This window comes from Kitasatospora sp. NPDC056446, assembly GCF_042796115.1.
Classification (GTDB): Bacteria; Actinomycetota; Actinomycetes; order Streptomycetales; family Streptomycetaceae; genus Kitasatospora.
The window spans coordinates 17,240-41,086 of record NZ_JBHTRF010000029.1 but is presented as its reverse complement, the minus strand read 5'-3'; the positions used below and the strand labels follow the sequence as shown (position 1 = coordinate 41,086).

At 74.7% G+C, this 23,847-nt stretch carries 20 protein-coding genes; 11 read left to right on the top strand and 9 right to left on the bottom strand.

The features are described from left to right. Together ACFQ6N_RS19755 and ACFQ6N_RS19750 are read left to right on the top strand one after the other, a co-directional pair. Positions 1-1,227: an NUDIX domain-containing protein gene (locus tag ACFQ6N_RS19755; protein ID WP_380650420.1), complete on the top strand. Its 1,227-nt coding sequence runs from the start codon at positions 1-3 to the stop codon at positions 1,225-1,227. 208 nt (positions 1,228-1,435) lie between these two features. Next, positions 1,436-1,900, top strand: coding sequence for a DUF6188 family protein (locus ACFQ6N_RS19750; RefSeq protein ID WP_380650418.1), 465 nt, complete (start codon positions 1,436-1,438; stop codon positions 1,898-1,900). 161 nt (positions 1,901-2,061) lie between these two features. Here the strand turns inward: ACFQ6N_RS19750 and ACFQ6N_RS19745 are convergent, their stop codons facing one another. From ACFQ6N_RS19745 to ACFQ6N_RS19725, 5 genes are all read right to left on the bottom strand, one after another. After that, the gene (locus tag ACFQ6N_RS19745) at positions 2,062-2,436 is read right to left on the bottom strand and encodes a hypothetical protein (protein ID WP_380650416.1); all 375 of its coding nucleotides are present in this window, start codon (positions 2,434-2,436) and stop codon (positions 2,062-2,064) included. A gap of 76 nt (positions 2,437-2,512) precedes the next feature. After that, positions 2,513-2,908 (bottom strand): roadblock/LC7 domain-containing protein, encoded by a 396-nt coding sequence (locus tag ACFQ6N_RS19740; RefSeq protein WP_380650414.1) that lies wholly within the window; start codon positions 2,906-2,908, stop codon positions 2,513-2,515. Between the two features lie 82 nt (positions 2,909-2,990). After that, complete coding sequence (locus ACFQ6N_RS19735) at positions 2,991-4,094, bottom strand: hypothetical protein (protein WP_380650412.1); 1,104 nt, start codon at positions 4,092-4,094, stop codon at positions 2,991-2,993. A 148-nt stretch (positions 4,095-4,242) separates the two neighbouring features. Continuing rightward, complete coding sequence (locus ACFQ6N_RS19730; RefSeq protein ID WP_380650410.1) at positions 4,243-4,593, bottom strand: hypothetical protein; 351 nt, start codon at positions 4,591-4,593, stop codon at positions 4,243-4,245. A 789-nt stretch (positions 4,594-5,382) separates the two neighbouring features. Next, positions 5,383-5,991, bottom strand: coding sequence for a TetR/AcrR family transcriptional regulator C-terminal domain-containing protein (locus ACFQ6N_RS19725; protein WP_380650408.1), 609 nt, complete (start codon positions 5,989-5,991; stop codon positions 5,383-5,385). A 204-nt stretch (positions 5,992-6,195) separates the two neighbouring features. Here ACFQ6N_RS19725 and ACFQ6N_RS19720 point away from each other — a divergent pair, with 204 nt between their 5' ends. Next, positions 6,196-7,818, top strand: coding sequence for an amidohydrolase (locus tag ACFQ6N_RS19720; protein ID WP_380650406.1), 1,623 nt, complete (start codon positions 6,196-6,198; stop codon positions 7,816-7,818). 255 nt (positions 7,819-8,073) lie between these two features. Continuing rightward, the gene (locus ACFQ6N_RS19715; protein ID WP_380650404.1) at positions 8,074-9,606 is read left to right on the top strand and encodes an APC family permease; all 1,533 of its coding nucleotides are present in this window, start codon (positions 8,074-8,076) and stop codon (positions 9,604-9,606) included. Positions 9,607-9,707: 101 nt separating this feature from the next. Here the strand turns inward: ACFQ6N_RS19715 and ACFQ6N_RS19710 are convergent, their stop codons facing one another. The 3 genes from ACFQ6N_RS19710 to ACFQ6N_RS19700 all read right to left on the bottom strand — a co-directional run bounded on the left by ACFQ6N_RS19710 (position 9,708) and on the right by ACFQ6N_RS19700 (position 12,980). Continuing rightward, complete coding sequence (locus ACFQ6N_RS19710) at positions 9,708-10,730, bottom strand: MsnO8 family LLM class oxidoreductase (RefSeq protein ID WP_380650402.1); 1,023 nt, start codon at positions 10,728-10,730, stop codon at positions 9,708-9,710. Between the two features lie 98 nt (positions 10,731-10,828). Next, positions 10,829-11,410 (bottom strand): DUF2269 domain-containing protein, encoded by a 582-nt coding sequence (locus ACFQ6N_RS19705; protein WP_380650400.1) that lies wholly within the window; start codon positions 11,408-11,410, stop codon positions 10,829-10,831. 370 nt (positions 11,411-11,780) lie between these two features. Beyond that, a complete protein-coding gene (locus tag ACFQ6N_RS19700) occupies positions 11,781-12,980 on the bottom strand; it encodes a peptidoglycan-binding protein (protein ID WP_380650398.1) in 1,200 nt (399 codons plus the stop codon). 374 nt (positions 12,981-13,354) lie between these two features. On the opposite strand from ACFQ6N_RS19700, the gene ACFQ6N_RS19695 reads away from it, so the two are divergent. The 3 genes from ACFQ6N_RS19695 to adhP all read left to right on the top strand — a co-directional run bounded on the left by ACFQ6N_RS19695 (position 13,355) and on the right by adhP (position 16,421). Further along, positions 13,355-14,680 carry a DUF6271 family protein gene (locus tag ACFQ6N_RS19695; protein ID WP_380650396.1) on the top strand — a complete coding sequence of 442 codons (1,326 nt, stop codon included), beginning with the start codon at positions 13,355-13,357 and terminating at the stop codon, positions 14,678-14,680. Continuing rightward, positions 14,677-15,174: a GNAT family N-acetyltransferase gene (locus ACFQ6N_RS19690; protein WP_380650394.1), complete on the top strand. Its 498-nt coding sequence runs from the start codon at positions 14,677-14,679 to the stop codon at positions 15,172-15,174. The genes ACFQ6N_RS19695 and ACFQ6N_RS19690 overlap by 4 nt, the downstream gene beginning before the upstream one ends. Before the next feature lie 233 nt (positions 15,175-15,407). Next, positions 15,408-16,421, top strand: a complete 1,014-nt coding sequence (adhP, locus tag ACFQ6N_RS19685; RefSeq protein ID WP_380650392.1) for an alcohol dehydrogenase AdhP — start codon at positions 15,408-15,410, stop codon at positions 16,419-16,421. A 59-nt stretch (positions 16,422-16,480) separates the two neighbouring features. On the opposite strand, the gene ACFQ6N_RS19680 is transcribed toward adhP, so the two are convergent. Then, entirely contained in the window at positions 16,481-17,164 is a 684-nt protein-coding gene (locus tag ACFQ6N_RS19680) for a hypothetical protein (protein WP_380650390.1), read from the bottom strand. Positions 17,165-17,296: 132 nt separating this feature from the next. On the opposite strand from ACFQ6N_RS19680, the gene ACFQ6N_RS19675 reads away from it, so the two are divergent. The 4 genes from ACFQ6N_RS19675 (at position 17,297) to ACFQ6N_RS19660 (ending at position 23,843) form a co-directional block, all read left to right on the top strand. After that, on the top strand, positions 17,297-17,770 hold the full coding sequence (locus ACFQ6N_RS19675; RefSeq protein ID WP_380650389.1) for a hypothetical protein: 474 nt from the start codon (positions 17,297-17,299) through the stop codon (positions 17,768-17,770). A gap of 215 nt (positions 17,771-17,985) precedes the next feature. Then, on the top strand, positions 17,986-19,077 hold the full coding sequence (locus ACFQ6N_RS19670) for a hypothetical protein (RefSeq protein ID WP_380650388.1): 1,092 nt from the start codon (positions 17,986-17,988) through the stop codon (positions 19,075-19,077). 333 nt (positions 19,078-19,410) lie between these two features. Continuing rightward, complete coding sequence (locus tag ACFQ6N_RS19665; protein ID WP_380650387.1) at positions 19,411-21,438, top strand: AMP-binding protein; 2,028 nt, start codon at positions 19,411-19,413, stop codon at positions 21,436-21,438. Then, positions 21,435-23,843 carry an FAD-dependent monooxygenase gene (locus tag ACFQ6N_RS19660; RefSeq protein WP_380650386.1) on the top strand — a complete coding sequence of 803 codons (2,409 nt, stop codon included), beginning with the start codon at positions 21,435-21,437 and terminating at the stop codon, positions 23,841-23,843. The genes ACFQ6N_RS19665 and ACFQ6N_RS19660 overlap by 4 nt, the downstream gene beginning before the upstream one ends. Positions 23,844-23,847 lie beyond the last annotated feature (4 nt).

Sequence of the window (23,847 nt, the reverse complement as noted above, 5' to 3'; positions counted from 1 at the left end):
GTGGCGCGGGTAGTCGTGGCCGAGGAGAGCGCGGCCGGAGGGTGCGGCCCGGAGGGCGTGGCGGAGGGAGCCGGGGTGGAGCAGGCCGGGGTGGAGAGCGCGGACGCGGGTGGGCGGGGGCTGCTGGCGGCGGCGGGAGTGCTGTTCCCGGACCGGGACGGGCGCCTGCTGGTGGTGCGGCTGCCGTACGACCGGAAGCACCCGGTGGCGATCCCGGGCGGCGGGTGGGAGCCGACGGACCGGTCCCCGCGCGAGACCGCGGTACGGGAGATCCGGGAGGAGCTGGGGTTCACGCCCCGACTGGGGCCGCTGGCCTGCGTCGACTGGGCGCTGTACGACGGCCGTCCGCCGATCGTGGCGTACCTGTACTGGGCCGACCCGCTGACGGAGCGGCAGGCGGCGACGATCCGGCCGGACGCGGCGGAGATCGGCGGCTGGACGTGGCTGACCCCCGAACTGGCGGGGCACGCGCTGCCGCCCCTGCTGTCCCGCCGGGTGACGGCCTGCCTGCGGGCGCCGCGCACGGCCGGGCCGCTGGAACTGGAGGACAGCCGGCCGGTCGGGCACACGCTGCGGGTGCTGCCCGGCGACGGACCGGTGCCCGAGTACCTCGGGCCGGCCGCCGCCCCGGGACTGAAGCCGGAGACCGGACAGCGGCCGGACCCGCCGATGGACCGGGAGACCTACTACGCCACCCTGCCCCGGATCCGGGCCAAGGCGCGGACCCTGTTCACCGATGCCGCCGGGCGGGTGCTGCTGGTACGGCTGCGGCCGTGGGACGGGCCGCGCGGCCTGGTGCCGCACTGGACGCTGCCGGGCGGCGGTGTCGAGGCGGACCGGGAGATGCCCCGGGCGGCGGCCCGGCGGGAGGTCCGGGAGGAACTGGGGTGGGAGGTCGAGCCCGGGCCGCTGCTCGCCCTGGACTGGCAGCCCGGGACGCTGGCCGACCCGGAGGCCGACCCGGCGACCGGCGAGGACACCGCCGTACTGGTGTACGTGTACGACGGGGGCACGGTGACGGACGGGATGCTCGACTCGATCGTGCTGCCGGAGGAGGAGCTGGTGGAGTGGCGGCTCTGCGCTCCGGAGGAGGCGCGGGCGCTGCTGACCGGGCCGTCCTGGGACCGCACCGCCGCCGCGTTGATCGCCCGGGAGCGGGCGGGCGGACCGGCGGAGCTGGTGCGTGGACAGGCCGCCGGGCCGGTCGCCGGGACGGTCACCGGGTAGCGGCGGGGCGGGGACCGGAGGCGGGGGCTGGGAGGGCTGCGGGCTGGGAGGGCTGCGGGCTGGGAGGGCTGGGGGCCGGGAGGGCTGCGGGCCGGGAGGGCTGCGGGCCGGGAGGGCTGCGGGCCGGGAGGGCTGGGGCGGCTCGCCGGGCCGGCCACGGGGTGGGTGGACGCGCATCACCGGGCCCCGGCTGGGACACACTGGGGGCATGCGGAACACGATCACGGAGGTGCTGACCGGCCGTCGGGTCGAGTCGGTCAGCGGCGGCGGGCGGCTGGACCTGCGACTGGACGGGGAGGTGACCGTCCGGGTGGCGCACGAATTCCGTTTCGCCGCGCCGTCGTTCGCCGCGCCCGAGGAGGTCGGGCACTTCTTCCCGGCACTGACCTTCCGGCCGAGCCCCGCGCTGCTGGCGCTGGTCGGGCGGACCGTCGACGCCGCCCGGATCACCCTGGCCGGCGGACTGGAACTGGGCTTCGCCGGGGGCGGCGCGCTGTCCGTCCCGCCGCACGCGCTGTTGGCACCGTGGAGCGTGCTGGCCGTCGGCGGTGCGGTGTGCGCGGGGCTGCCGGGCGGCGAGGTCCGGTGGACGGAGTTTGGAGTCGAACCCGGGACCGAACCCGGGACCGAACCCGGGGTCGAGCCCTGGAACGGGGCCTGGCGCGAGGCCTGAAGCAGGGGCCGGGGGCCGTCGGGAGGGCCGGGGGCCGTTGGGGAGGTCCAGGGAGAGGGTGCGAACCCGGGACGGAGCCCGGCGGGGCCTGAGCCTCCGCCGGGGACTCCTCCGGTGCGCGCGGCTGCGCGCGAGCGCCCGCAGTCGGGCGCGGGTGGGCGTCAGACCTCCAGGTCGGCCTCGATCTTGGTGAGCTGGTGACGGGCCATGGCCAGGTTGGCGCGGCCCTTGTCCAGCGCGAGGTAGAGGAAGAGGCCCTTGCCGGTCCGGCCCGCGAGCGGGCGGATCAGGTGGTACTGGCTGGACAGGGTGATCAGGATGTCCTCGATGCCGTCCTGGAGGCCGAGCATGTCCATGGTGCGCATCTTGGCGCGGACCACGTCGGTGTTGCCGGCCGCGGCCACGTTGAGGTCGAGGCCGCCGGGGCCGTCGAGGGTCGCGAGCGCCATGCCGCTGTTGTAGTCCACCAGGGCCGCGCCGATGGCGCCCTCGATGGTGGTCATGGCCTGCTTGAGCGCGCCGGGTGCGTCGGTCATGGGTAACTCCCTCTCGGTGGTGTGGTGGTGGTGTTGTGGTGGTGGGGTTTCCGGGTGGTGCGGTGGGTGGCTCGGGTCAGCCCGCCTCGCGCGGGTCCTTGGGCAGGAGCGAGTCGTTGAGCAGCCCGGCGATCCGCTGGGCGCTGCGACGGGCCTCCAGGTGGAGTCGGCCGACGTTGACGTCCGGATGCGCCAGCAGCGTGAGCACGCAGCTGCCGCCGGCCGTGTAGGTGGCGACGTAGCCGTTCTCGCCGCGCACCAGCGACTCCCGGAATTCGCCCTGGCCGGTGGCGTCGGCGAGCCGCTGGGCCAGGGAGAGTGAGGCCGCCGTCATCGCGGCCAGGCCGGACGGTTCCGTCCCGTGGGTGTCGTGCGCGACCAGCAGACCGTCCACGCTGGCCACCAGGCCGCCCGCGAGGTGCGGGACGCGGTGCTTGACGGCGCGGAGTTCGGCGAGCAGCTCGGTCTCCAAGGCGATCAGTTGTCTCCTTCCGACACGCTGCTTGAGCGCCCGCCTCATGGCCGGGACGACGGGGTCGCGGGCGGGGAGTGGGTCAAAGTCGGGCCTCCAGAAGGTCTCGGACCCGGGTCAGCAGCGCGATGTCCGGGTCGGGGACGGTCAGCGGGTGGGCCGCTGCCGGGGTGGGCGGGCTTTCGGGGCGGGCGGTGCTCTCCGGCACGACCTCGGCGGCCTGGCCGCACTGGGTGGCGCCGGGGACGGGGGAACCGGGGACGGGGGAACCGGGGACGGTGGCGCCGGGGACGGAGACGGGGACGGGGGTGGGGGCGCCACGCAGGGTGGCGCCGGGGATCCGGCGGTGCAGGCCGCCGAGCGGCCGTCCGCTGTCGGCGGCGGGGGCGACCGGGGCGTCGGCGGCTGGCGCGGCGGCGGCAGGCCGGACCGGGGTCGGCGGGGCGGCAGGCCGGACCGGGGTCGGCGGGGCGGCAGGCCGGGACTCGTCGAGCAGCCCGGCGGCGGCCAGGCGGCGGACGTCCGCCGTGACGCCGAAGCCGGAGCGGCCGAGCAGCCGGGCCAGGTCCGCCGGGGTTCTTCGGCCGTCGGCGTGGTCGAGCAGTTCGCGGCGCCGCCGGCCGGCCGGGCGGTGGGACGCACGACGGCTGTGCTCGACCGGGCGGACCGGTGCGGTGTCCAACTGCCCCCAGGGCCAGATCCGGTCGAGCAGTCGGCGTCGGCGTTCAACCTCGCGATGGAGCCGGTCCGGGTCGACCGTGGCGACCGGCCCCAGCCAGTGCCGGGCGTCGGACTCGAAGCGCCAGACACCGCCGCCCGGGTCGGCGAGGACGAAGAAGGCGGCGTCGAACAGGGTTCCCAGGTGACCGAGTTCGAGTTCTCCCTGGGTGAGCAGCCCCCGCTCGACCAGCACTTCTCCGACCCGGCTCCGCAGGCCGTGGGCACCGATCAGCTCGGCCCAGCCCTCGGGGGTGATCCGGCCGCAGCCGGTGAGCAGGTCGGCGAGGCCGGGCGCCCGGGGGGACTCGGCGCCGGCCACCTCGCCGTCGACCAGGTGCAGGGTGCCGAGCGGGCCGTGCAGGGCGCCGGTGGCGCGGCGGTCGGCGAGCAGGGCGAGGGCCTCGCCCGGGCTCCTCGGCGTGGCGTACTCCGTCGGGGGCGGGACGGTGCCGGCGGCGGCGGTCATACGGCCCACCGCCGGGAGGCGACCGTACGGCGGGCCGCGGGTGCCTGGCGGCGGGTCGTACAGGGAGCCGGCCAGCGGACCGCGCGGCGAGCGGGCGGCTGAAATGTGACGACCGGCGGGAGTTGATCGACTGTCACGTAGCTCGCGCTCATCCCAGCACCAGCTCCTCGGCCAGCGCCTGGAGGCGGAAGCGGGCGGCGGCGAGGTTGCCTTCGCCGCGGTCCAACCAGAGGTGCAGGACGAGCCTGCTGTCGAAGACGGTGTCGATGAAGCGAATCAGGTGGTAACTGCGGCCGGCGGTGACGATGATGTCCTCCAGCGGGGATCGCCGGTCCTCCGCCACCGTGAAGGTCTGGCTCTCAACGGCCGCTCGTACCAAGTCGGTTGCCTCGGCGGCGGAGGTCTCGTGCTCGCCGGTCGGGCTGCTCCCGAGGCTGCCGAGGGTGAGCCCGCTGCCCCAGTCGACCAGGCTCGCGGAGCGGGCTCCGGAGATCGCCATCGCTCCGGAGAGACATTCGTCGATACCCGGCACACCGGCTCCTTCACGGGGTCTGGGCGGCCGGGCGCTGCGCGGCACCGGCCGGGTCGCCACCAGCAGTGGCAGGTTCGACACGGAAGGCTACTGCCGGATTCCATATGACGAACATTCCAATGGCATATTCACACCAAGGACGACCAGTTCCGGCCAAGGTGTGACGACACGTCAGGTCCATACGCCAGGCAAACCCGCTGGCCCGTCGATCGTTCGGGAACGGCGCTCGTCGACCACCTGGCACGGGACCTTGGCCGATACCCGGCCGCACCGAAGGGTTTCGGGCACGTAGGTGCGATAAAGGGACATGTCTGCGAGAGCCGAACACATGATGCCGCTCGGCCATGAGGGGCGTTCACGGCAGGGGCGCCATGAGCCGCACTCATGACGATCGGCGGCGGCATGAGGCGGGCGACGACATGAGAGGCGCTCATGGCACAGGGCATGAGGGGCGCTCATGACACAGGGCATGAGAGTTGTTCATGATGCGGAACATGAGAGGGACTCATGGCGCGGGCCATGAGTGGGTCTCATGACGAAGGGGCCCGTTCCGCTGACGGAACGAGCCCCTTCGAATCGGAGCGCCAGGCCCGGGTCGCACGGACTCTTCCTACTGAAAGTAGGACGTGCTCTGGTAGCACCACTGACGCCTGTTCGAGACGAACTTCTCTTCGGAAGATCATTTCCTCTCGACAAGAAGAACATTAGCAGGTCATCACGCCTGGTCAGAAATCGTTCCCGGGCGGGCGGGGGCGGTCAGTCCAGCAGTGCCCGATAGCCGTCGATCAGGGCCGTGAGGCCGAGCTCGAACGCCCGGTCGGCACGCTCGCGCCCGGCCGGCACGGAGTCCAGGGCGGCGGCGAGGCGCGGGGTGGCAGCGCGGTCGACGGCGTCGACCATGACGTCCGGGGCGACCAGATCCAGGGCCGAGCCGAGGAGGAAGCTCTCCAGGGCGGTGATCACGCCCATCACGTCCCGCGCGTCGAACCCCGCGTCCTCCAGCGTGGCGACGGCCCGCTCGTACAGCTCGTGCATGAACGATTCGGCAAGCGGGGCGGTGGCGAGCAGTCGGACGATACCCGGGTGCGCGGCGAAGGCATCCCGGTAGGCGTGCGCCCAGGTGCGCAGCGCGGCGTCCCAGGACTGGTCCCACATCGACTGCTCGCCGATCGTGCGCACCAGCTCGGCGCGCATCAGCGCGACGATCTCGGCCCGGCCCGTGACGTGGTGGTAGAGCGCGGAGGGGCTGACCCCGAGGGCGCCGGCCAGGGCCGGGATGGTGAGGTCCCCCGCCTCGTCGACCAGTCGCAGCGCGGTGTCCACGATCCGCTGCCGGTCCAGCAGGGGTGTGCGCGGCCTGGGCATGCCCGTTCCTCACCTTCGGGGGCGTCCGTTCGGCCCGCAGGCAGCGGCCACCCGAGATCATCGTGATCCAAGTGTTACTGAATGGCTTTCAATAAAACTCTTCCGCACCCGCCGGTGCCGCGCCTACGGTAACCGAACCCCATTCGGTTTCGGCAGGCCGTCCTCATCGGCCCGCCCTGCCCCGGAGAGGACGCACACCCCCGTATGCGTGCCGACACGATCTTCACCGGCGGCCGGATCCACACCGGAGACCCCGCCCTCCCCCGCACCCACGCCCTCGCCGTCACGGCCGGGCGGATCACCGCCCTCGGCGACGCGGCGCTCGCCCTGCGCGACGAACGCACCGAGACCGTCGACCTCGACGGCGGCGCCCTGCTGCCCTCCTTCGGCGACGGCCACGTCCATCCACTGCTCGGCGGCATCGGTCTGCGCGGGGTGCCCGTGCGCGGCTGCGCCGACCAGCACCAGGTCGTGGCCGCCGTCCGCGACTGGGCGCGGCGCCACCCCGAAGCCGAGTGGATCACCGGCGACGGCGTCGACCCGTGGCTCGCCGAGGGCGGGCTGTTCGACGCCCGGGTACTCGACGCCGCCGTCCCCGACCGGCCGGTCCTGCTTCGCACCATCGACCACCACACCGGCTGGGCCAACACCGAGGCGCTGCGCCGGGCCGGCTACGGGCCCGACACGCCGGAGCCCGTGGGCGGTGAGATCGTCCGGCGACCGGACGGCAGCCCGCTCGGCACCCTGCGCGAGTTCGGCGCGCTCGGGCCCGTCCTGGCCCTCGTCCCGCCGCTGCCCCTGGCCGAGCAGGTCGCCGCGCTGCGGGAGAGCACCGCCGCGCTCGCGTCCGCCGGTGTCACCTGGCTGCAGGACGCCTGGGTCGAACCCGCGCAAGTGGACACCTGGCTGGCGGCCGTCACCGAGGAGGACCTGCCGGTCCGGGCCGGGCTCGCCCTGCTGCTCGAACCGCACGGCTGGCGCGAACGGCTCCCGCGTCTGACCGCCGACCGCGACCGGGTCGCCGCCGCCGGACGCGGCCTGCTCAGCGCCCGGGCGGTGAAGTTCTTCGCGGACGGGGTCATCGAGTCCGGCACCGCCGCACTGCTGGAGCCCTACAGCGACTGCCCGCACTCCCACGGGGTCGCCAACTGGACCGGCGACGAGTTGGCGGACGCCGTCACCGCCGTGGACGCGCTGGGCTTCCAGCCGCACATCCACGCGATCGGCGACCACGGCGTGCGGATCGCCCTGGACGCCGTCGAGGCCGCCGCCCGCCGCAACGGGCCGCGCGCCCGGCGGCCGGTGATCGCGCACGTCCAGCTGGTCCACCCGGACGACCTGCCGCGTTTCGCCGAACTCGGCGTGATCGCCAACTTCGAGCCGCTGTGGGCACAGACCGACCCGCTGATGACCGAGCTCACCCTCCCCCGCCTCGGGCCCGAACGCGGCGCCCGGCAGTACCGGATCGCCGCCCTGCTGCGCGACGGCGCCCGGGTCTCCTTCGGCAGCGACTGGCCGATCACCCGGTACGAGCCGCTCGCCGGGCTCGCCACCGCCGTCACCCGGCAGACCCCGGACGGCCTGCCGGAGGGCGGCTGGCTCCCCGAGGAGCGGATCGGACTCACCGAGGCGCTGGCCGCGTACTCGGCGGGCGTCGCGCACCAGGCCTTCGAAGAGGCCGAGTGGGGCGTACTGCGGGCGGGCCTGCGGGCCGACCTGGTGCAGCTGGCGGTCGATCCGTACACGGTGCCGGCGAGCGGCCTGGCCTCGATCGAGGTGGTCGGCACCTGGCTCGGCGGACTGCGGACACACGGCTCGAACGGCTGACGCGGCGCACGCGGCCCGTTCAGCGCACGCGGCGCACACCCCGTACACCGCAGGAACGGCGCACCCGGCACGACCGGGCCCCACCACGGCCGTGCCCCATCGCGGCCGTGCGTCGTTCCCCGGTCGGCGGCCGAGGCGTGTGCGCTGCCGACCACCCCTTCCCCTCTCTCACTCCTCCCCCTCCCCCCGTTCGCACGATCCCGGGAGAGCTCCCCCATGAACCTGCCCTCCGATGTGCCTCGCTCTGCTTCCCCCGTGCCCTCCGCTTCCTCCACCTCCTCCCCGCTCCGCCCGCCCGACCGCGTGCCGTCCGACCGCGCGCCATCCGACCCCGTACCGTCCGACGGAGGCCCCGCCGGTCCCGGGGCCCTGGAGCGCGGGGTGCTCGGCACCGTCGACATCGTCTTCTTCGTCGTGGCCGCCGCCGCGCCGCTGACCGTGATGGCCGGTGTGGCACCGTTCGCGATCGCCTTCGGCGGTATCGGCACACCGGCCGCCTATCTGGTGACCGGCGTCGTGCTGGCGCTCTTCGCGGTCGGTTTCACCGCCATGACCGCGCACATCCGCAACGCCGGTGCCTTCTACGCCTACGTCACCCGCGGTCTCGGCCGGCCCGCCGGGCTGGGCGCCGCCCTGCTCGCGGTGCTCTCGTACAACGCCATCCAGATCGGGATGTTCGGCGCGTTCGGGTTCTTCGCCCGGACCACCGCCGCCGACCTGTTCGGGCTGGACCTGCCCTGGCCGGTCTGGGCGCTGGCCGGGGTCGGGGTGGTCTGGTTCCTCGGCTTCCGGTCGATAGACCTCGGGGCCAAGGTGCTCGGGGCGCTACTGGTCGCCGAGACCGGGATCCTGCTGCTGCTCGCCGTCGCCGTGCTCGTCCGGGGCGGGGCGCACGGCCTGAGCCTGTCCTCGTTCGCACCGCAGCAGGTGTTCTCCGGGGGCATGGGCGGGGTGCTGGGGCTCTCCTTCGCCGCCTTCATCGGTTTCGAGGCCACCGCGATCTACCGCGAGGAGGCCCGTCGGCCGCAGCGCACCGTGCCGCGCGCGACCTTCGCGGCGATCGCCTTCCTCTGCCTCTTCTACACCTTCATCACCTGGATGATCGTCCAGGCCTTCGGCGACGCCGGGGCCGTCGCCGCTGCCACCGCCGACCCCGCCGGGATGTTCTTCACCGCCATGACCGACTACGTGGGCGGCTGGGCCACCGACGTCCAGCGGGTACTGATCGTCACCAGCCTGCTCGCGGCACTGCTCGCCTTCCACAACACCATCACCCGGTACGGGTACGCGCTGGCCGCCGAGCAGGCCGCGCCGGCCGCGCTCGGGCGGATCCACCCGCGCCACGGCTCGCCGTGGATCGGCGGCATCGTGCAGTCGGTGCTGGCGGCGGTGTCCGTGGTGGTGGCGGCGCTGATCGGAGCCGACCCGTACGACCGGTTCTTCCTCTGGGCGAACTCCCCCGGCGTCGTTGGCATCCTGGTCCTCCAGGCGCTGGCCGGGCTGGCCGTGTTCGTCTTCTTCCGCCGCAACCGGGCGGCCGCCGCGAGCGCCGGGGTGTTCCGTACGGCCGTCGCGCCGCTTGCCGCCACCGTGCTGCTGTGCGGGGCGACGGTCCTGGTGGTCTGGCGGCTCGACCTGTTCACCGGTGCCGGGCCCTCGGTCAACTGGCCGCTGGTGGCGACCGTTCCGGTGGTGTTCCTGACGGGTGTCGGGATCGCGCTGCGGCTGCGGGCCCGGCGCCCTGAGGTGTACGCGCGGCTCGGAACCACCGGGGCCGACACGGACTGAGCGCCCCTCCCGGCCGGCAAGGCCCGGCGAGGCCCGGCGAGCGCGCGACCGAGGCCCCCGGAGCCCGGGGCGAGCGCGCGACCGGGTGTCGAACCTCCGGCTCAGGCCTGGCCGACCGCCTCGGCGAGCAGGCGGTAGGAGTCGAGCAGGGCGGCGCGGTCGTAGCTGCTGGTCGTGACCAGGAACTCGTCCGCGCCGCTGCGCTCCACCAGGGCGGCCAGCTCGGCGGCGGCCTGCTCCGGGGTGCCCGCGATGTGGCCCTTGAGCGACTGCTCGTAGGCGGCGCGTTCCCGCTCGGTCATGGAGCGGGCGCGGATCTCGGCTGCGGGGGCGAGCGGCGGGAACTCGCCATGGGTACGGGAGTACGCGCCGGACCAGGCCTCCGGGACGAGCAGTTCGTGCGCCGCCTCGGCGCTCTCGGCGACCGCGACCGTCCCCGAGACCACCACGTACGGCTCGTCGGCCTGCGCGGAGGGACGGAACCGGGCGCGGTAGCGGTCGATCGCCGCGAGCATCCGTTCCTCCCCGCGCGGGGCGGCGATGACCAGGGGCAGCCCTGCCTCGGCGGCCAGGTCGGCGCCCGCGCCGGTGGCCAGGACGAAGGCCGGGACGTGCAGGCCTTCGGCCGGCCGGGCGTGGACACCGCGGTGCGCCTGCTGCGAGCCGTCGAAGTAGCCGAGCAGTTCGGCCAGCTGGGCGCCGAAGTCGTCCGCCGAGTCCTTCTCCCTCCCGAGGGCCCGCCGGACACCGTCGGTGAACCCGACCGAGCGGCCGAGACCCATGTCGATCCGGCCGGGGAACAGCGCCGCGAGCACCCCGAACTGCTCGGCCACCACCATGGGTTGGTGGTTGGGCAGCATCACCCCGCCGGTGCCGACCCGGATCCGGGTGGTGGCCGCCGCCACCGCCGCGGCGAGCACGGTGGGCGCCGAACCGGCCACCCCCGGCACCCCGTGGTGCTCGGAGACCCAGAACCGGTGGTACCCGAGCCGCTCGGCCTCGCGGGCGAAGGCCACCGTGTCCCGCAGCGCCCGGGCCGGCTCCTCACCCTGTCTGGTGCGGGAGCGGTCGAGCACGGAGAGCCTGGTCACGGGCGTAGCGCTGCTGGTCACGTCGGTGGACAACGCCCGCCTCCCGGGCGGGCATTCCCCCGGCGAGGGCCCGGGGCGACCTGCCGGAGAGGCCCCGGCCAGGCCCCGGCCAGGCCCCGGCGGCCGACGGCTCAGCCACCCGCGCCGGCGCCCGGTATTCGCCGGGCCGCGGCCTCAGCCCCCGCACCGGCACCAGCCCCCGCTCCAACCTCAGCCCCGGCACCAGCCCCCGGCCTCGCACCCCGTCCGGCTCCCGGCCGTCCCCCCGCCGCCGCCGTGCGGCGCCGGCCCCAGGGCTTGTACACCGACAGGATGACGTTGAAGAGGTAGAGCGACAGGGCGACCGCCGGGACGATCACCACGTTGTAGCGGACGAAGCCGATCTCCGCCACCGGGATCGGGCCGGTCGGATGCGCGTCCGCCACGCGCACCGCATCGTGCAAGCGGGCGGTGAGGGCGAGGACCGAGGCCGCCATCGCCCCGAGCGTCAGCCAGAACTTGGTGCTCACCCAGTAGTACCGGAACAGGCCCCAGGAGGTGCCGAGCCCGAGGGCCACCCCGCTCAGGAAGGTGAGCAGGCTCAGCGGCAGGACCAGGACGTCGCCGAGTAGGCCCATCGCCCGGTACGCGGCGCGCAGCCGGTCGGCGTCCCCGGTCGTCAGTGCCGCCAGCGCCAGGGTGAGCAGGCAGAGCATCAGCGCCAGCCAGCTCACCGAGGCGACGACGTGCAGGACGACCAGCCGTTTCCGCGCCCCCGGCGACAGGCGGCGACCCGCCTGCCGCCGCCGGTCGCCGGGGGACGGCCCGGCCGTTCCTCCCTCACCGGCAGCACGGGCACCACCGGCACGACCGGCGGCACGGGCAGCACCAGCGGCGCCGGCGGCGCCGGCAGTGGCTCTGCTGGACGAGCGCACGGGTACCTCCTTCGAGTCAGGGCCACGAGGACGGCCCCAGACTCCCCCGCCCGCCCCTCATCGGGCATCTGACGAGGGGAGTAACCCCGGCTACTCCCGGGCGAGTACGCGCCCCCGCCCGGACGCGCCGACACGCCTCCCCCGGCAGTACCCCGAGGAGCCGCTCCGCTCAGTCGGTCACCGCGAAGCCCTGCGCCGAGCCCAGCCGGTCCAGCGAGGCCTGCCCGGGGATCCCGTCCGCCGCCCCCGCCTGGTACCCGCAGCGCCGCTGCCAGGCGGCGTACGCGGAGACCGTCCGGGTGCCGAAGGAGCCGTCCACCCAGCGCTGGTCGAGCAGCCCCTCGTCCGCCAGCGCCTGTTCCACGAGCGCCACTTCGGCCCCGTACGTCCGGTGCCCCTGCTCCGCGCCCGGGTCGGTCTGCGCGGCGGCCACCACGTGGGCGACCGACACCGTCCGCTGCCCGGGGAGGTAGCCGAGCAGCCGGTTCAGCGAGGCCTCGCCGGGGACGCCGTCCGCCGCCTGTCCGGAGTAGCCCAGGCTCCCCTGGTAGTCCGCGTAGTTCTCGGTGTCGGCGTCGGTCCAGTCCGGTCCGGGGCCGGAGCGGTAGTGGGCGCCGTAGCCGCGGGCGACGAGCGCCCGCCCGACGGCCGTCACCTGGTAGCCGTGGGCGCCGTAGCCGTACGCCAGGCCGTTGATGGAGACCTGGTAGCGGGCGGGCGAGGAGTCCGCCGGGGGCGCCGGGTGCTGCTGCGAGGGCGGGGAGCCCGGGATGCCGGGGCCGGCCGTGAGGTCGGGCCAGGAGCCCGGGTCGGTGTGGTCGTTGAACGGCACGTGGGCGTGCGCGTACCAGCCGCCGACGCTCTCCCACACGGTCTCGTCGCGGTGGCCGGAGAAGTCGGCGGGCCGGCCCATCGGCCACAGGTCGGGGACGCCCCAGGAGGCGATCCAGGCGTGGATCCGGTCCCAGCCCGCGCAGGGGGTGTCGACCAGTCGCGGGTAGATCCGGCCCTGGTAGCGGCAGTACGGGAAGAACACCGCCTCGATCTGGATCACCACGCGCCCGGCCCGGTTGGTGCGGGTCGGGCTCGCGGTGGGGCTGAGCAGGCTCTTCGAACGGGAGTCGGCCGGGAACAGCTGCGCCGTCCGGCCGCTGAACGGGTCCCAGACCAGGTGCGGCGCGTCGCCGGCGCCGCTGCCGGTGAAGTAGTTCACCAGGTCCTCGTAGGTGCACCAGTCCTGCGGCGCGGCGGCGGTCGCGTTGCGGTCCCAGGTGATGTGGGCGATGGCCTTCGGCGGGTACTGCTGGTCGGTCGGTGCGTGGTCGCCGAGGTCGTGGATCTCGGCACCGGGCAGCCACAGCTCGGGCATGCTGGCTCCTCCGAACGGCGTCATGACGTCGTTGCGGGTATCGGCAGGTCCACGACGGGAATTGACCCCGTCGGCGCGATTGGCGGCGTTGAACCGCCCGGACTCGCTCGGCCGTTCGGACCAGTGAGGGGAATTCGTCTCCGTGTACGGACCCGGGGGCCCGCACCCAGTGCCGCCGGACCCGCGCTCCGCCCTGCCCGGAAGGGGGCCCGAGAGGCCCCGGAAGGCCGCCGGGCGGGGGCGTATTCCACCCCGACGCAGCCTCCCTGTCAATCGTTGACTTCGGCACTGGTCTAGTCCACGGTTGGGCGCTCAAAGCACTCATATCGTCATCGCCGCAACGATTCTGACGACCCGACGGAGATTCCACCGCCATGCAAAGAGTCTGCCTCGCCCTGCCCACCATGCGACCGTGTCCCGAGACCATCGCGGAACTCGCCGAGGAGGCGGCCTACGCCGTCGCGACCTTCGGGGTCGAGGTGCACCTGCTCGTCCTCGACACCACCGACGCCGCCGCGTTCGCGGAGAACGCGGCCGCCGCGGCCGCGCTGGAGCCCGCCCCCGGCGTGGTCGTCCACCACCTCGGCAACGAGCGGCAGCGGGAGTTCTTCCGTCGGGTGGCCGAGCGCACCGGCGCCGCCGACCCCGAGCTGCTGGTCGACATGATGCTCCCGCGGGCCGCCGCCTACGGATCCTGCGTCAACCGGCTCTTCCTGGGCGCGGCCGCCCTGGGCTGCACCTCGGTGCACCTGCGCAACGACGACGCGGACTTCCAGGTCGTCGACGGCCGGAAGGCCTTCCCGATCCACCACGAGCTGCTGTCGATCGGCCGCCCGGCCGGCGAGGCGGCGGCCGTCGTGTCCCGCTCCGATCTCGACCCGGCCGACGCGGACAGGCCGGTGATGCTGGTCAGCGGCTCCTTCATCGGCGAACTCAACGTGGACATCAGCGAGATCCACGAGCTGGACCCGGCCGTCTACCGGGACCTGGTGCGCCTGTGGACCCCGTCGGTCTGGCCGGACGAGGACCGGGACGCGATGGTGGAGGTCTCCTTCAAGGGCGCCGGCTCCGAGCCGTTCAGCACCGACGAGTCCGTCCTCGGCGTACCGGACATCTGGGACGTCTACATGTGCAACATCGCCCTGGACCACCGGGCCTACGAGGCGCTGCCGCTACTGCCCTCGGTCGAGACCATCGGCTGCGACTACGCCCTGCTGCACGCCCTGGTCCACTCCCGGACGCCCGGCGTCGTCCACAACCGCCACATCGTCAACTACTACACGCCCGAGCGCCGCACCGGCACCGGCTTCATCAACTACCAGCTGCGGTTCGTCAAGTTCCTGCTCTCGATGCTGTACCTGTACCCGGTCTACGGCGGGATGATCGACCTCGGCCGCGGACTGCTCGACGAACGGCACGAACTGAAGGTCGGACCGATCCTCGACCTGGTGCGGGGCAGCGTCGACTGGGACCGGGCCGGGAACGAGCACTGCCTCGACGTCGTGGACCGCTCCTACCGCAAGCTGGGCGGCAAGTACGCCGAGCTCGCGGACGTGGTGGCCGGGAGGCGCCAGCAGCTCCTGGACGAGGCGCAGGAGGACGCCGAGCGCTGGGCGGTGCTGATCGAGGCCTGGGCGCCCATGGTGGCCGCCGCCCGCGCGGAGGGGCTCGGCACCGCCCCGGAGGTCGCGGCCGGGTGAGCGACGACCTCCGGATCCGGCTCCTGGCCGACGACGACTGGGACGCCGTCGTCGCACTGGAGCACGACGCCTACGCGGCCGACGGCCTGTCGGAGGGCCGGGAGGCGCTGCAGTCCCGCGCCCTCGCCTCACCGCGGACCTGCTTCGTCCTGGAGCAGGACGGCACGGTCCGCGGCTACCTGCTGAGCCTGCCGTACCCGCCGATGCGCTGCCCGGACCTCGGCCGGCCGGAGGAGGCGGTGTTCGCGTCGGACAACCTGCACGTGCACGACCTGGTGATCGCGGAGGACCTGCGCGGCCGGGAGGTCGCGCTGGGGTTCATCCGGTACTTCCGGGAGCGGGCGGAGGAGCTGGGCTACGAGCGGATCTCGATGGTCGCGGTGCGCGGCGCGGACATCCTGCTGCGGATCATCGGCTACCGCGCGCACCGGGAGGTGGCGGTCCCCGAGTGCTACGGGCGGCGCGCGGTCTACATGTCGATGCCGGTGCGCTGACCGGTGGGGGCCGGCGTGCTGACCTGCGGGGTTCCGGCGTGCCGACCCGCAGAGGTCCGGCGCACCGACCCGCAGGGGTCCGGCGTGCCGACCTGCGGGGATACGTGAACGAATGATCACTCGTTCGGCCTAGTCCGGGCGGCGAAGATCACCCCATCGGGTGAGGCTGGTGGCGGCTGCGCCCCGCGCGCGGCCACCACCAGCAGCTGTCCGTACGCCCGAGGGAGCACCGTATGAAGGCCGCCGTCGTCCACGACTTCACCGCGCCGCTGGTCGTCGAGGACCTCCCGGTACCCGAGCCAGCCGCCCACCAGGTCCGGGTCCGGATCGAGGCCTCCGGCCTCTGCCACACCGACATCCACGCCGCGCACGGCGACTGGCCCGTCAAGCCGAGCCCGCCGTTCGTCCCCGGGCACGAGGGCGTCGGCATCGTGGAGGCGGCGGGCGCGGAGGTCCGGCACGTCCGGGTGGGCGAACGGGTCGCCATCCCCTGGCTCGCCGACGCCTGCGGGCGCTGCGACCAGTGCGTCACCGGCTGGGAGACCCTCTGCCTCCAGCAGCACAACAGCGGCTACTCGGTCGACGGCGCCTACGCCGAGTACGCCCTCGCGCACGGCGACTACGTCGTCCCCGTCCCCGACGGCCTCGACCCGCTCGACGCCGCGCCGCTGTCCTGCGCGGGCGTCACCACCTACAAGGCGCTCAAGGTCTCCGGCGCCCGCCCCGGCACCCGGGTGCTGGTCTCCGGCATCGGCGGGCTCGGCCACCTCGCACTGCAGTACGCCCGGATCTCCGGCGCCGAGACCATCGCCGTCGACGTCACCGACGACAAGCTCGCGCTGGCCCGCGAACTCGGCGCCGACCACGTCCTCGACGCCCGCAGCCAGGACGTCGCGGCCGAGGTCCAGGCGCTCGGCGGCGCCCACGCGGCCATCGCGCTCGCCGTCAGCAACGCCTCCTTCCAGGCCGCGTACGGCGCGCTGCGGCGCGGCGGCACACTCGTCCTGGTGGCGCTCCCGGCCGGCGGGAAGCTCGAACTGCCGGTGTTCGAGACGGTGTTGAACGGCACCAAGGTGATCGGCTCGATCGTCGGCACCCGCGAGGACCTCGCCGAGGTGTTCCGCCTGCACGCCCTCGGCCGGACCCGGGTGATCCGCGAGACCCGGCGACTGGACGAGGTCAACGCCTGCTTCGACGAGGTACTGGGCGGCAAGGTCTCCGCCCGGCTGGTCTTCGACCTGCGCTGACCCCCGCCCACCGGCCCGGCCCGCCCCCCACGCCTCGCCGGAGCCTTGACCCGCGAAGCTCAGGCACCACTGCCGGTCGAACCGCCGTGCCCGATCGTGCTCAGCCAACCGCTGCTCCCCGCCCGGTGCGAGACCGGGGGCGGCGGTTCCGGGCGCCGGCGGTGGCGGACGTGCAGGTCCACCGCGACGGCGGGGGAAAGGGCCTCGGACAGCTCGCGGTGGAGTGCGGCGGTGTCGGTGTCCTCGGGCAGGGACAGCCGGGGGAGCCTGCCGTGTGCCAGCAGGACGGTCAGCGTGACGGTGACGGACCTCGGGGCCCGGTCGCCGTCGTACGGCTCCTCGGTGGAGTGGTCGATCCGGATCCGTCGCACCTCGGTGACCGGCAGCGGCCGGTCCGCCCCGGCACCCCGCACGAGGACGACAGTGGCCGGCTCGGCGGAGGGCGCGAAGCGCAACCGGTGCACATGGCGGAAGACCGCACGGACCATCAGCACCCACCCGATGACCGCGCCCGCCCCACCGGCGATCCCGGCCGCCTCCCACACCGGGCCCCACCCGGTGCCGGCGAACAGCATGGCGATGTCGAGGGGGAGGGAGAGCAAGGCGCCGACCAGGAACAGCACCGGTACGGCGATCACGCTCTGGAGCGCGGCCGTGAGCGCGTACCGGAGCGAGCCGCCCCGCTCCGCGAGGACCAGGTCGAGCACCTCCGGGTCCGACCTGTCCAACAGGACACGCTGCATGACACAACGGTAGGAGCGTGCGGCGCGTTGCGGAAGGGCTCCGGCCCCGGAGGTCCGCGGACGACGGCGAGGATGGCAGGACCCCCTGGGCCTACGGCATGATGGCCTCCATGACCGCATACCGAAAGGCCGATGCCGCGTAGCCGGCCCGGCCGGCTCCGTGCCGACCGACGACATGACCCGCGCACCTGGGACGGCCCGCCGCCGGCCCGGATCCACCGGCTCTCGACCCCCTCCAGTCTGGCGATACATCGGGCCGAGATGCTCTCGACGGACTACTACGTGTACCCGGGTGCCACGGAACGGGCCCTGCGGCGCTACCGGGCCTTCGTACTGTCACCGGGACACCGCACCGTCTACCCGCAGGAAGCGCACTGCTCGTGCCGTGGGTGCTCCCTCGACGACGTGCGGCACGCGCGGGACGTCCTCGACCGGGTCCTGCGGCAACTGCCCGCCCGTGCTCGCGGGGAACTGCGGCGTCGGATGGCCGCTCTCGACGCCGCATACCTCGAACGCACTCTGCCGGATCCCTTCGCGGATCAACGCCAGTGGCGCTCCGACCTGTGGTGGCGCCGCCGCCTCACCGACGGCAGGGAGGGCTGGTGAACCGCTCGATCAAGCGGCTCCGTCCGTCCCGTCCGTCCTGTCAGTCCCTGGTGAACCGTCCGGCGGTTCCGACCCTTGCTTACCTCCCGCCCCTTCCGTAGCGGCAACGTCCGGGAGCGGTTGCAGTTGCGTCTCCGTTCCGTTCGGCGGGGGTACGAAGTGGCCGGCGGTCCGGGATCGTGGAGGCGACGACTGGGCCGGCAAGGGGAGTTGCCATGGGGGACGGCCGCGGGATGGTGCCCGGCGTGGTGGGCGCGCTGCTGGACGGCGGGCCGCACCAGGCGGTGGCGGACGTGGTGCGGGCACGGCTGCGGATGGTGCCGGAGGGGGCGCGGGCGCTGGCCTCGGCCGAGGAGAGCCCGGAGGACGCCGCGGCGCGGTCCCTGCTGACCGCCGCCGTCGCCCATCTGCTCGCCGGCGACGAGGCGTTCGCGCAGTACCTGGCCACCACCGCGCTCGGGCGGCCCGCCGATCCGCCGACCGTCCACCTGCGGACGGACCCCGGCACCGTCCAGCTGCGGACCGGACCGCCGTCCGAACCTCCGCGCTCGGGCCCTCCGACGGCGTCACCGGCCGGTCCGACCGGTCCGGGCGGCCCGACGACCGTGCAGCTGCGGGTCGCCCCCGTGGACGCCCGGGCCCAGGCCCTCGCCGCCCGACGCGGCAGCGCCGGGATCGTGGTGGCGCTCGCGCTGGTCGTGATCGCCGCCCTGGTCGCCCTCGGCATCCACCTGGGCTCGCGCCCGCTGCTGAAGCCGGGCGGGCCGGGACTGGCGCACGCCGCGCAGCCGCTGCGCGACCCGGCGCTCGTGCGGGCCGTCCTACCCGACGCACAGGCGATGCCGGACGGCTGGCAGGTGGAGAGCGGGCCGGATTCGGGGACCGGCACGGCCGACCGGGTACCGTGCCTGCTACCGGCTTCCTGCGACCGCCAACTCGCCTACGCCACCGTGCGGTTCCGTACGGTCGGCGTCCAGAGCGTGACGTTCGACGTGGCCGCGTTCGTCTCCCCCGAAGCCGCCGCCGAAGCGTTCGGCACCACGCTCGACCGCACCGCCGGCGAGGACTCGGGGACGGTGGCCCTGCCCCGGATCGGCGACCAGAGCGCCGTCCGCGTCCGCGGCTCCTCGACCGCGGTGGCCCTGGTCCGGGTCGGCGGCGTGGTGCTCATCGTGCGCGACGACGGCCCTGCCGCCGCCGTGGCCGCGCCCGCGCTCACCGTGTTCGCCCAGCTGCTCGCCGAGCGCGCCCAGCAGGCCCAGGACGGCCGCACCCCGGACGCCGCCGCCCAGCCCACCTCCGGCTGACCCACCGGGGCGCGGCGGGCCCGGCGGGCGCCCCGGCGGGCCCGGCGACCCTCCCCTGACCGGCCGCGCGTTCACCCCGGGTGACCGGTCGCGCCGACGCGGGCCCCTACCGTCCCCCGCACCGCCACCCACGGTGACCGGGACGCCGGACCCGCCGGCACGCTCCCGGAGCACTCCCGGAGCCGGATCGCCTCACACCGCCACACACCGCCACCGCATGCCAACGCACGCCGCCACCGCGCCGTCGCCCGAATGCATGTATCGCTCTCTTGACTGGCGTCACCGACGCGCCATACTGGCCTCACTCCCGCCAGCCCGATGAGGTGCCCGCCCATGGAGCTCTCCCCCTCAGCGCACCTGGACACATACTGCCGAGACCACCTCCCGCCCTTCGGACAGTGGCCCGAACTCCTCTTTGAACTCCCGGAGTTGGCCTACCCGGACCGCCTGAACTGCGCAGCCGCCCTGCTCGACGACACCATCGACCGCCTCGGCCCCGACCGCCGCTGCCTGCTCACCCCGACCGAGCAGTGGTCCTACGGCGAACTGCGCGACCGCGCCGACCGGATCGCCCGGCTGCTGACCGGCGAGCTCGGCCTCACCACCGGCAACCGGGTGCTGCTGCGCGGCCCCAACACCCCCTGGCTGGCCGCCTGCTGGCTCGGCGTGCTGAAGGCCGGCGGGGTGGTCGTGACCACCATGCCGCTGCTGCGCGCCGGCGAGCTGACCGAGCTGACCGGCATCGCCAAACCGGTCATCGCCCTGTGCGACCACCGCTTCCTGGACGAGCTGCACCGCGCCCGGACCCCCGGCCTGCGGATCGTCGCCTATGGCGGCGGCGGGCCCGAGGACCTCACCGTCCGCTGCGCCGACGAACCGCCCGGCTTCACCGCCGTCCCGACCGCCGCCGACGACGTCGCACTGATCGCCTTCACCTCCGGCACCACCGGCCGCCCCAAGGCCACCCTGCACTTCCACCGCGACGTGCTCGCCAACGCCGACACCTTCTCCCGCCACCTGCTCCGCCCCACCCCCGACGACCTCTTCGCCGGCACCCCGCCGCTCGGCTTCACCTTCGGCCTCGGCGGCCTGCTGGTCTTCCCGCTGCGGGCCGGTGCCGCCGGCCTGCTGCTGGAGCACGCCACGCCCGAGCAGCTGGCCGAGCGGGTCCGGGAGCACCGGGTGAGCGTGCTGTTCACCGCGCCGACCGCCTACCGGGCGATCCTGGCCGCCGGGCTGGCCGACCGCCTCGCCGGGGTGCGGCGCTGCGTCTCGGCGGGCGAGCCGCTGCCCGCCGCCGTCTGGCGGGCCTTCCACGCCGCGACCGGGCAGCGGCTGATCGACGGCATCGGCGCCACCGAGCTGCTGCACGTGTTCATCTCGGCCGTCGACGACGACATCCGCCCGGGCTCCACCGGCAGGCCCGTCCCCGGCTACCGCGCCGCGATACTGGACGGACAGGGCCGGCCGGTGCCGGACGGCGAACCCGGGCTGCTCGCCGTCAAGGGCCCGACCGGCTGCCGCTACCTGGACGACGAACGCCAGCTGAGCTACGTCCGGGACGGCTGGAACCTCACCGGCGACACCTTCGTCCGCGACCGGGACGGCTACTTCTGGTACCAGGCGCGCAACGACGACATGATCGTCTCGGCCGGCTACAACATCGCCGGTCCCGAGGTCGAACAGGCGCTGGCCGCCCACCCCGACGTGGCGGACTGCGCGGTGGTCGGCGCGCCGGACGAGCGGCGCGGCTCCGTGGTCAAGGCGTACGTGGTGCTGCGCGCGGGCGCACCGGACGGGCCGGAGGCGGTGCGGGACCTCCAGGAGCACGTCAAACGCACCATCGCGCCGTACAAGTACCCGCGGGCGGTCGAGTTCGTCACCGAGCTGCCGCGCACCGCGACCGGCAAGCTGCACCGGGCCGAGCTGCGGCGGCGGGCCTCGTCCGCCCCGGCCGGCATCGCGATCGAGCGCCGGGTCGAGTGGTCCGACACCGACGCGGCCGGGCACTACCACTTCTCCGCCGTGCAGCGCTGGGCCGAGGCAGCGGAGGCGGCGCTGCTGCGCCGGCTCGGGCTGGCGGAGCTGTTCGGGCGGATCCCCCGGGTGCACTTCGAGGCGGACTACCGCGAGCGGCTCTGGTTCGGGGACGTGGTCCGCACCGAGCTGCGGGTGGTCCGGGTCGGCGCCTCCTCGCTGCACTACGCCTTCGAGGTCCACGGGCCGCAGGGCCTGGCCGCGAGCGGACGGATGTCGGTGGTGCACGCCGCGCCGCACGCCAAGGGCGCCGAGCCGTGGCCCGCGCGGGCGCGCCGCGCGCTGACCGAGGCCGGGCCGCAGCAGCCGGAGGTGATCGCATGAGCGGCACCCCGCGCCCCACCCCGGACGGCGCCCCTCCCGGGCCGGGCGGCACCGCCACCGCCCGCCGGATCGCGGTGATCGGCGCCGGCCCCGGCGGCCTCTACTTCGCCGCCCTGGCCCGGCAGTCGGCGCCCGGGCGGGAGATCACCGTCTTCGAACGGGACGGCCGGGAGGACGGATCCGGCTTCGGCGTGGTCTTCTCCGACGAGACCCTGGACGGCATCGCCCAGGCCGACCCGGAGGTCTTCGCCGCGATCAGCGCCGAGTTCGCCCGCTGGAGCGACATCGACATCCGCTACGCGGGCCGGGTCCGCACCAGTGGCGGGCACGGCTTCGCCGCCCTGGACCGCAACCGGCTGCGCGCCATCCTGCGCCGGCGCTGCGCCGAGCTGGCGGTGGACGTCCGCTACCGCACGCCCGCCCCGCCCGTCGAGCGGCTCGCCGCCGAGTACGACCTGGTGGTGGCCGCCGACGGCATCCGCTCCGGGACCCGCGCGGCCTACCGGGAGGCCTTCCGTCCCGAGCTGGACGAGCGGCACTGCCGCTACATCTGGCTCGCCACCGACAAGGTCTTCGAGGCGTTCACGTTCATCGTCGAGCGGTTCGACTTCGGCGTGGTCCAGGTGCACGCCTACCCGTACAGCGCCACCCGGTCCACCTTCATCGTCGAGGTCGCCGAGGAGGCCTGGCGGCGGGCCGGCTTCGAGGCCTTCGCCGCACGGGAGTTCGCGCGCGGCGAGAGCGACCGGGAGAGCGTGCGGCGCTGCGCGGACCTGCTGGCCGGCCACCTGGACGGCCACCGGCTGATCCCCGACGCCTCCCGCTGGATCCGGTTCACCACGGTGCGCAACGCGAGTTGGCGCCACCGCAACGTGGTGCTGCTCGGCGACGCCGCGCACTCCGCGCACTTCTCGATCGGCTCGGGCACCAAACTGGCCCTGGAGGACGCCCTCGCCCTCACCGCCTCGCTGGGCGAACAGCCCACCCTGGACGAGGCGTTGGCCGCGTACGAGGCCGAGCGGCGGCCGGTGGTGGAGTCCACCCAGCGCGCCGCTCAGGCCAGTCTGGAGTGGTTCGAGACGGTCGGGCGGCGCACCGGCCAGGACGTCGACCAGTTCGCCTTCAACCTGCTCACCCGCAGCCGACGGGTCACCTACGGGAACCTCCGGGCCCGCGACGCCGCCTTCGTGGACGCCGTGGACACCGCCGTCGGCGGCTCGCCCGGGGTGCCGCCGATGTTCCGGCCGCTGAAGCTGGGCGCCCTGGAGCTGCGCAACCGCGTGGTGGTGCCGCCGCTCGCCACCTTCACCTCGCCCGACGCGCTGCCGAGCGGCTTCGACCGGGCCCAGCTGACCGGGCACGCGCTCGGCGGCGCGGGGCTGGTCCTGGCCGGGATGACCGCCGTCAGCCCGGCGGGCCGGACCACCGACCGGTGCCCGGGCCTGTGGACCGACCACCAGGGCGCCGCCTGGCGCGAACTCGTCCGGGCCGTACGGGCGGTGAGCGACACCCCGCTCGGCATCCAGCTGACCCACGCCGGGCGCCGGGGCGCGACCGCCGTGCCCGGCCCGGACGGCATCGGGCGCCCGCTCCCCGGGGGCCGGCCGCTGCTGTCCGCCTCGGCGCTCCGGTGGGACGCCGACAGCCCGCTGCCGCACGAGGCCGACGAGGCCGAACTGGCCGCCGTCACAGCGGACTTCGCTGCCGCCGCCGGACGGGCCGCGCGCGCCGGGTTCGACGTGCTGGAGCTCCAGTTCGGCCACGGGCACCTGGTCTCCTCGTTCCTCTCCCCGCTCACCAACCGCCGCACCGACCGCTACGGCGGCCCGCTCGCCCACCGGCTGCGGCTGCCGCTGGAGGTGCTGGCGGCGGTACGGGCCGTCTGGCCGGCCGGGCAGCCGCTGCTGGTCCGGATCTCGGCGTGCGACTGGGCGCCCGGCGGCACCACCGAGGCCGAGGCGGTGGCGATCTGCCGCGCGCTCGCTCAGGCCGGGGCGGACGCGGTGGACGTCTCCACCGGCGAGGTCGTGGCGCATCAGCGGCCGCCGTACGGGCGCGGCTACCAGACGCCGTTCGCCGAGCTGGTCCGGACCGCCACCGGCCTGCCGACCGTCGCGGTCGGCGCGATCTCCGGGCCCGACGACGCCAACTCCGTGCTGCTGGCCGGGCGGGCCGACCTGGTCGCGGTCGGCCGCGCCCAGCTGTACGACCCGCTCTGGACGCTGCACGCCGCCGCCGAGCTGGGCTACTCCGGGCCGGGCGCCCGCTGGCCCGAGCCCTGGCGGGCGGGCAGCCGCCGGCCGCCGGGCCCGGGCGCGGACCGGGTCGCCCCGCGGCTGCGGCTGCTGCGCGAGCCGCCCGCCCCCGTCCACCGCCGCTGGTCGCCGACACCGCCCGAGGAGTGACGAG

What these genes read in the sequence shown, in the direction of transcription:
- ACFQ6N_RS19670 (WP_380650388.1), top strand. Translation starts at nt 17,986, where the DNA reads ATGGGGGACGGCCGCGGGATGGTGCCCGGCGTGGTGGGCGCGCTGCTG.
- ACFQ6N_RS19695 (WP_380650396.1), top strand. Translation starts at nt 13,355, where the DNA reads ATGCAAAGAGTCTGCCTCGCCCTGCCCACCATGCGACCGTGTCCCGAG.
- ACFQ6N_RS19720 (WP_380650406.1), top strand. Translation starts at nt 6,196, where the DNA reads ATGCGTGCCGACACGATCTTCACCGGCGGCCGGATCCACACCGGAGAC.
- ACFQ6N_RS19730 (WP_380650410.1), bottom strand. Translation starts at nt 4,593, where the DNA reads ATGGCGATCTCCGGAGCCCGCTCCGCGAGCCTGGTCGACTGGGGCAGC.
- ACFQ6N_RS19665 (WP_380650387.1), top strand. Translation starts at nt 19,411, where the DNA reads ATGGAGCTCTCCCCCTCAGCGCACCTGGACACATACTGCCGAGACCAC.
- ACFQ6N_RS19750 (WP_380650418.1), top strand. Translation starts at nt 1,436, where the DNA reads ATGCGGAACACGATCACGGAGGTGCTGACCGGCCGTCGGGTCGAGTCG.
- ACFQ6N_RS19660 (WP_380650386.1), top strand. Translation starts at nt 21,435, where the DNA reads ATGAGCGGCACCCCGCGCCCCACCCCGGACGGCGCCCCTCCCGGGCCG.
- ACFQ6N_RS19680 (WP_380650390.1), bottom strand. Translation starts at nt 17,164, where the DNA reads ATGCAGCGTGTCCTGTTGGACAGGTCGGACCCGGAGGTGCTCGACCTG.
- ACFQ6N_RS19725 (WP_380650408.1), bottom strand. Translation starts at nt 5,991, where the DNA reads ATGCCCAGGCCGCGCACACCCCTGCTGGACCGGCAGCGGATCGTGGAC.
- ACFQ6N_RS19675 (WP_380650389.1), top strand. Translation starts at nt 17,297, where the DNA reads ATGCCGCGTAGCCGGCCCGGCCGGCTCCGTGCCGACCGACGACATGAC.
- ACFQ6N_RS19700 (WP_380650398.1), bottom strand. Translation starts at nt 12,980, where the DNA reads ATGCCCGAGCTGTGGCTGCCCGGTGCCGAGATCCACGACCTCGGCGAC.
- ACFQ6N_RS19735 (WP_380650412.1), bottom strand. Translation starts at nt 4,094, where the DNA reads ATGACCGCCGCCGCCGGCACCGTCCCGCCCCCGACGGAGTACGCCACG.
- adhP (WP_380650392.1), top strand. Translation starts at nt 15,408, where the DNA reads ATGAAGGCCGCCGTCGTCCACGACTTCACCGCGCCGCTGGTCGTCGAG.
- ACFQ6N_RS19745 (WP_380650416.1), bottom strand. Translation starts at nt 2,436, where the DNA reads ATGACCGACGCACCCGGCGCGCTCAAGCAGGCCATGACCACCATCGAG.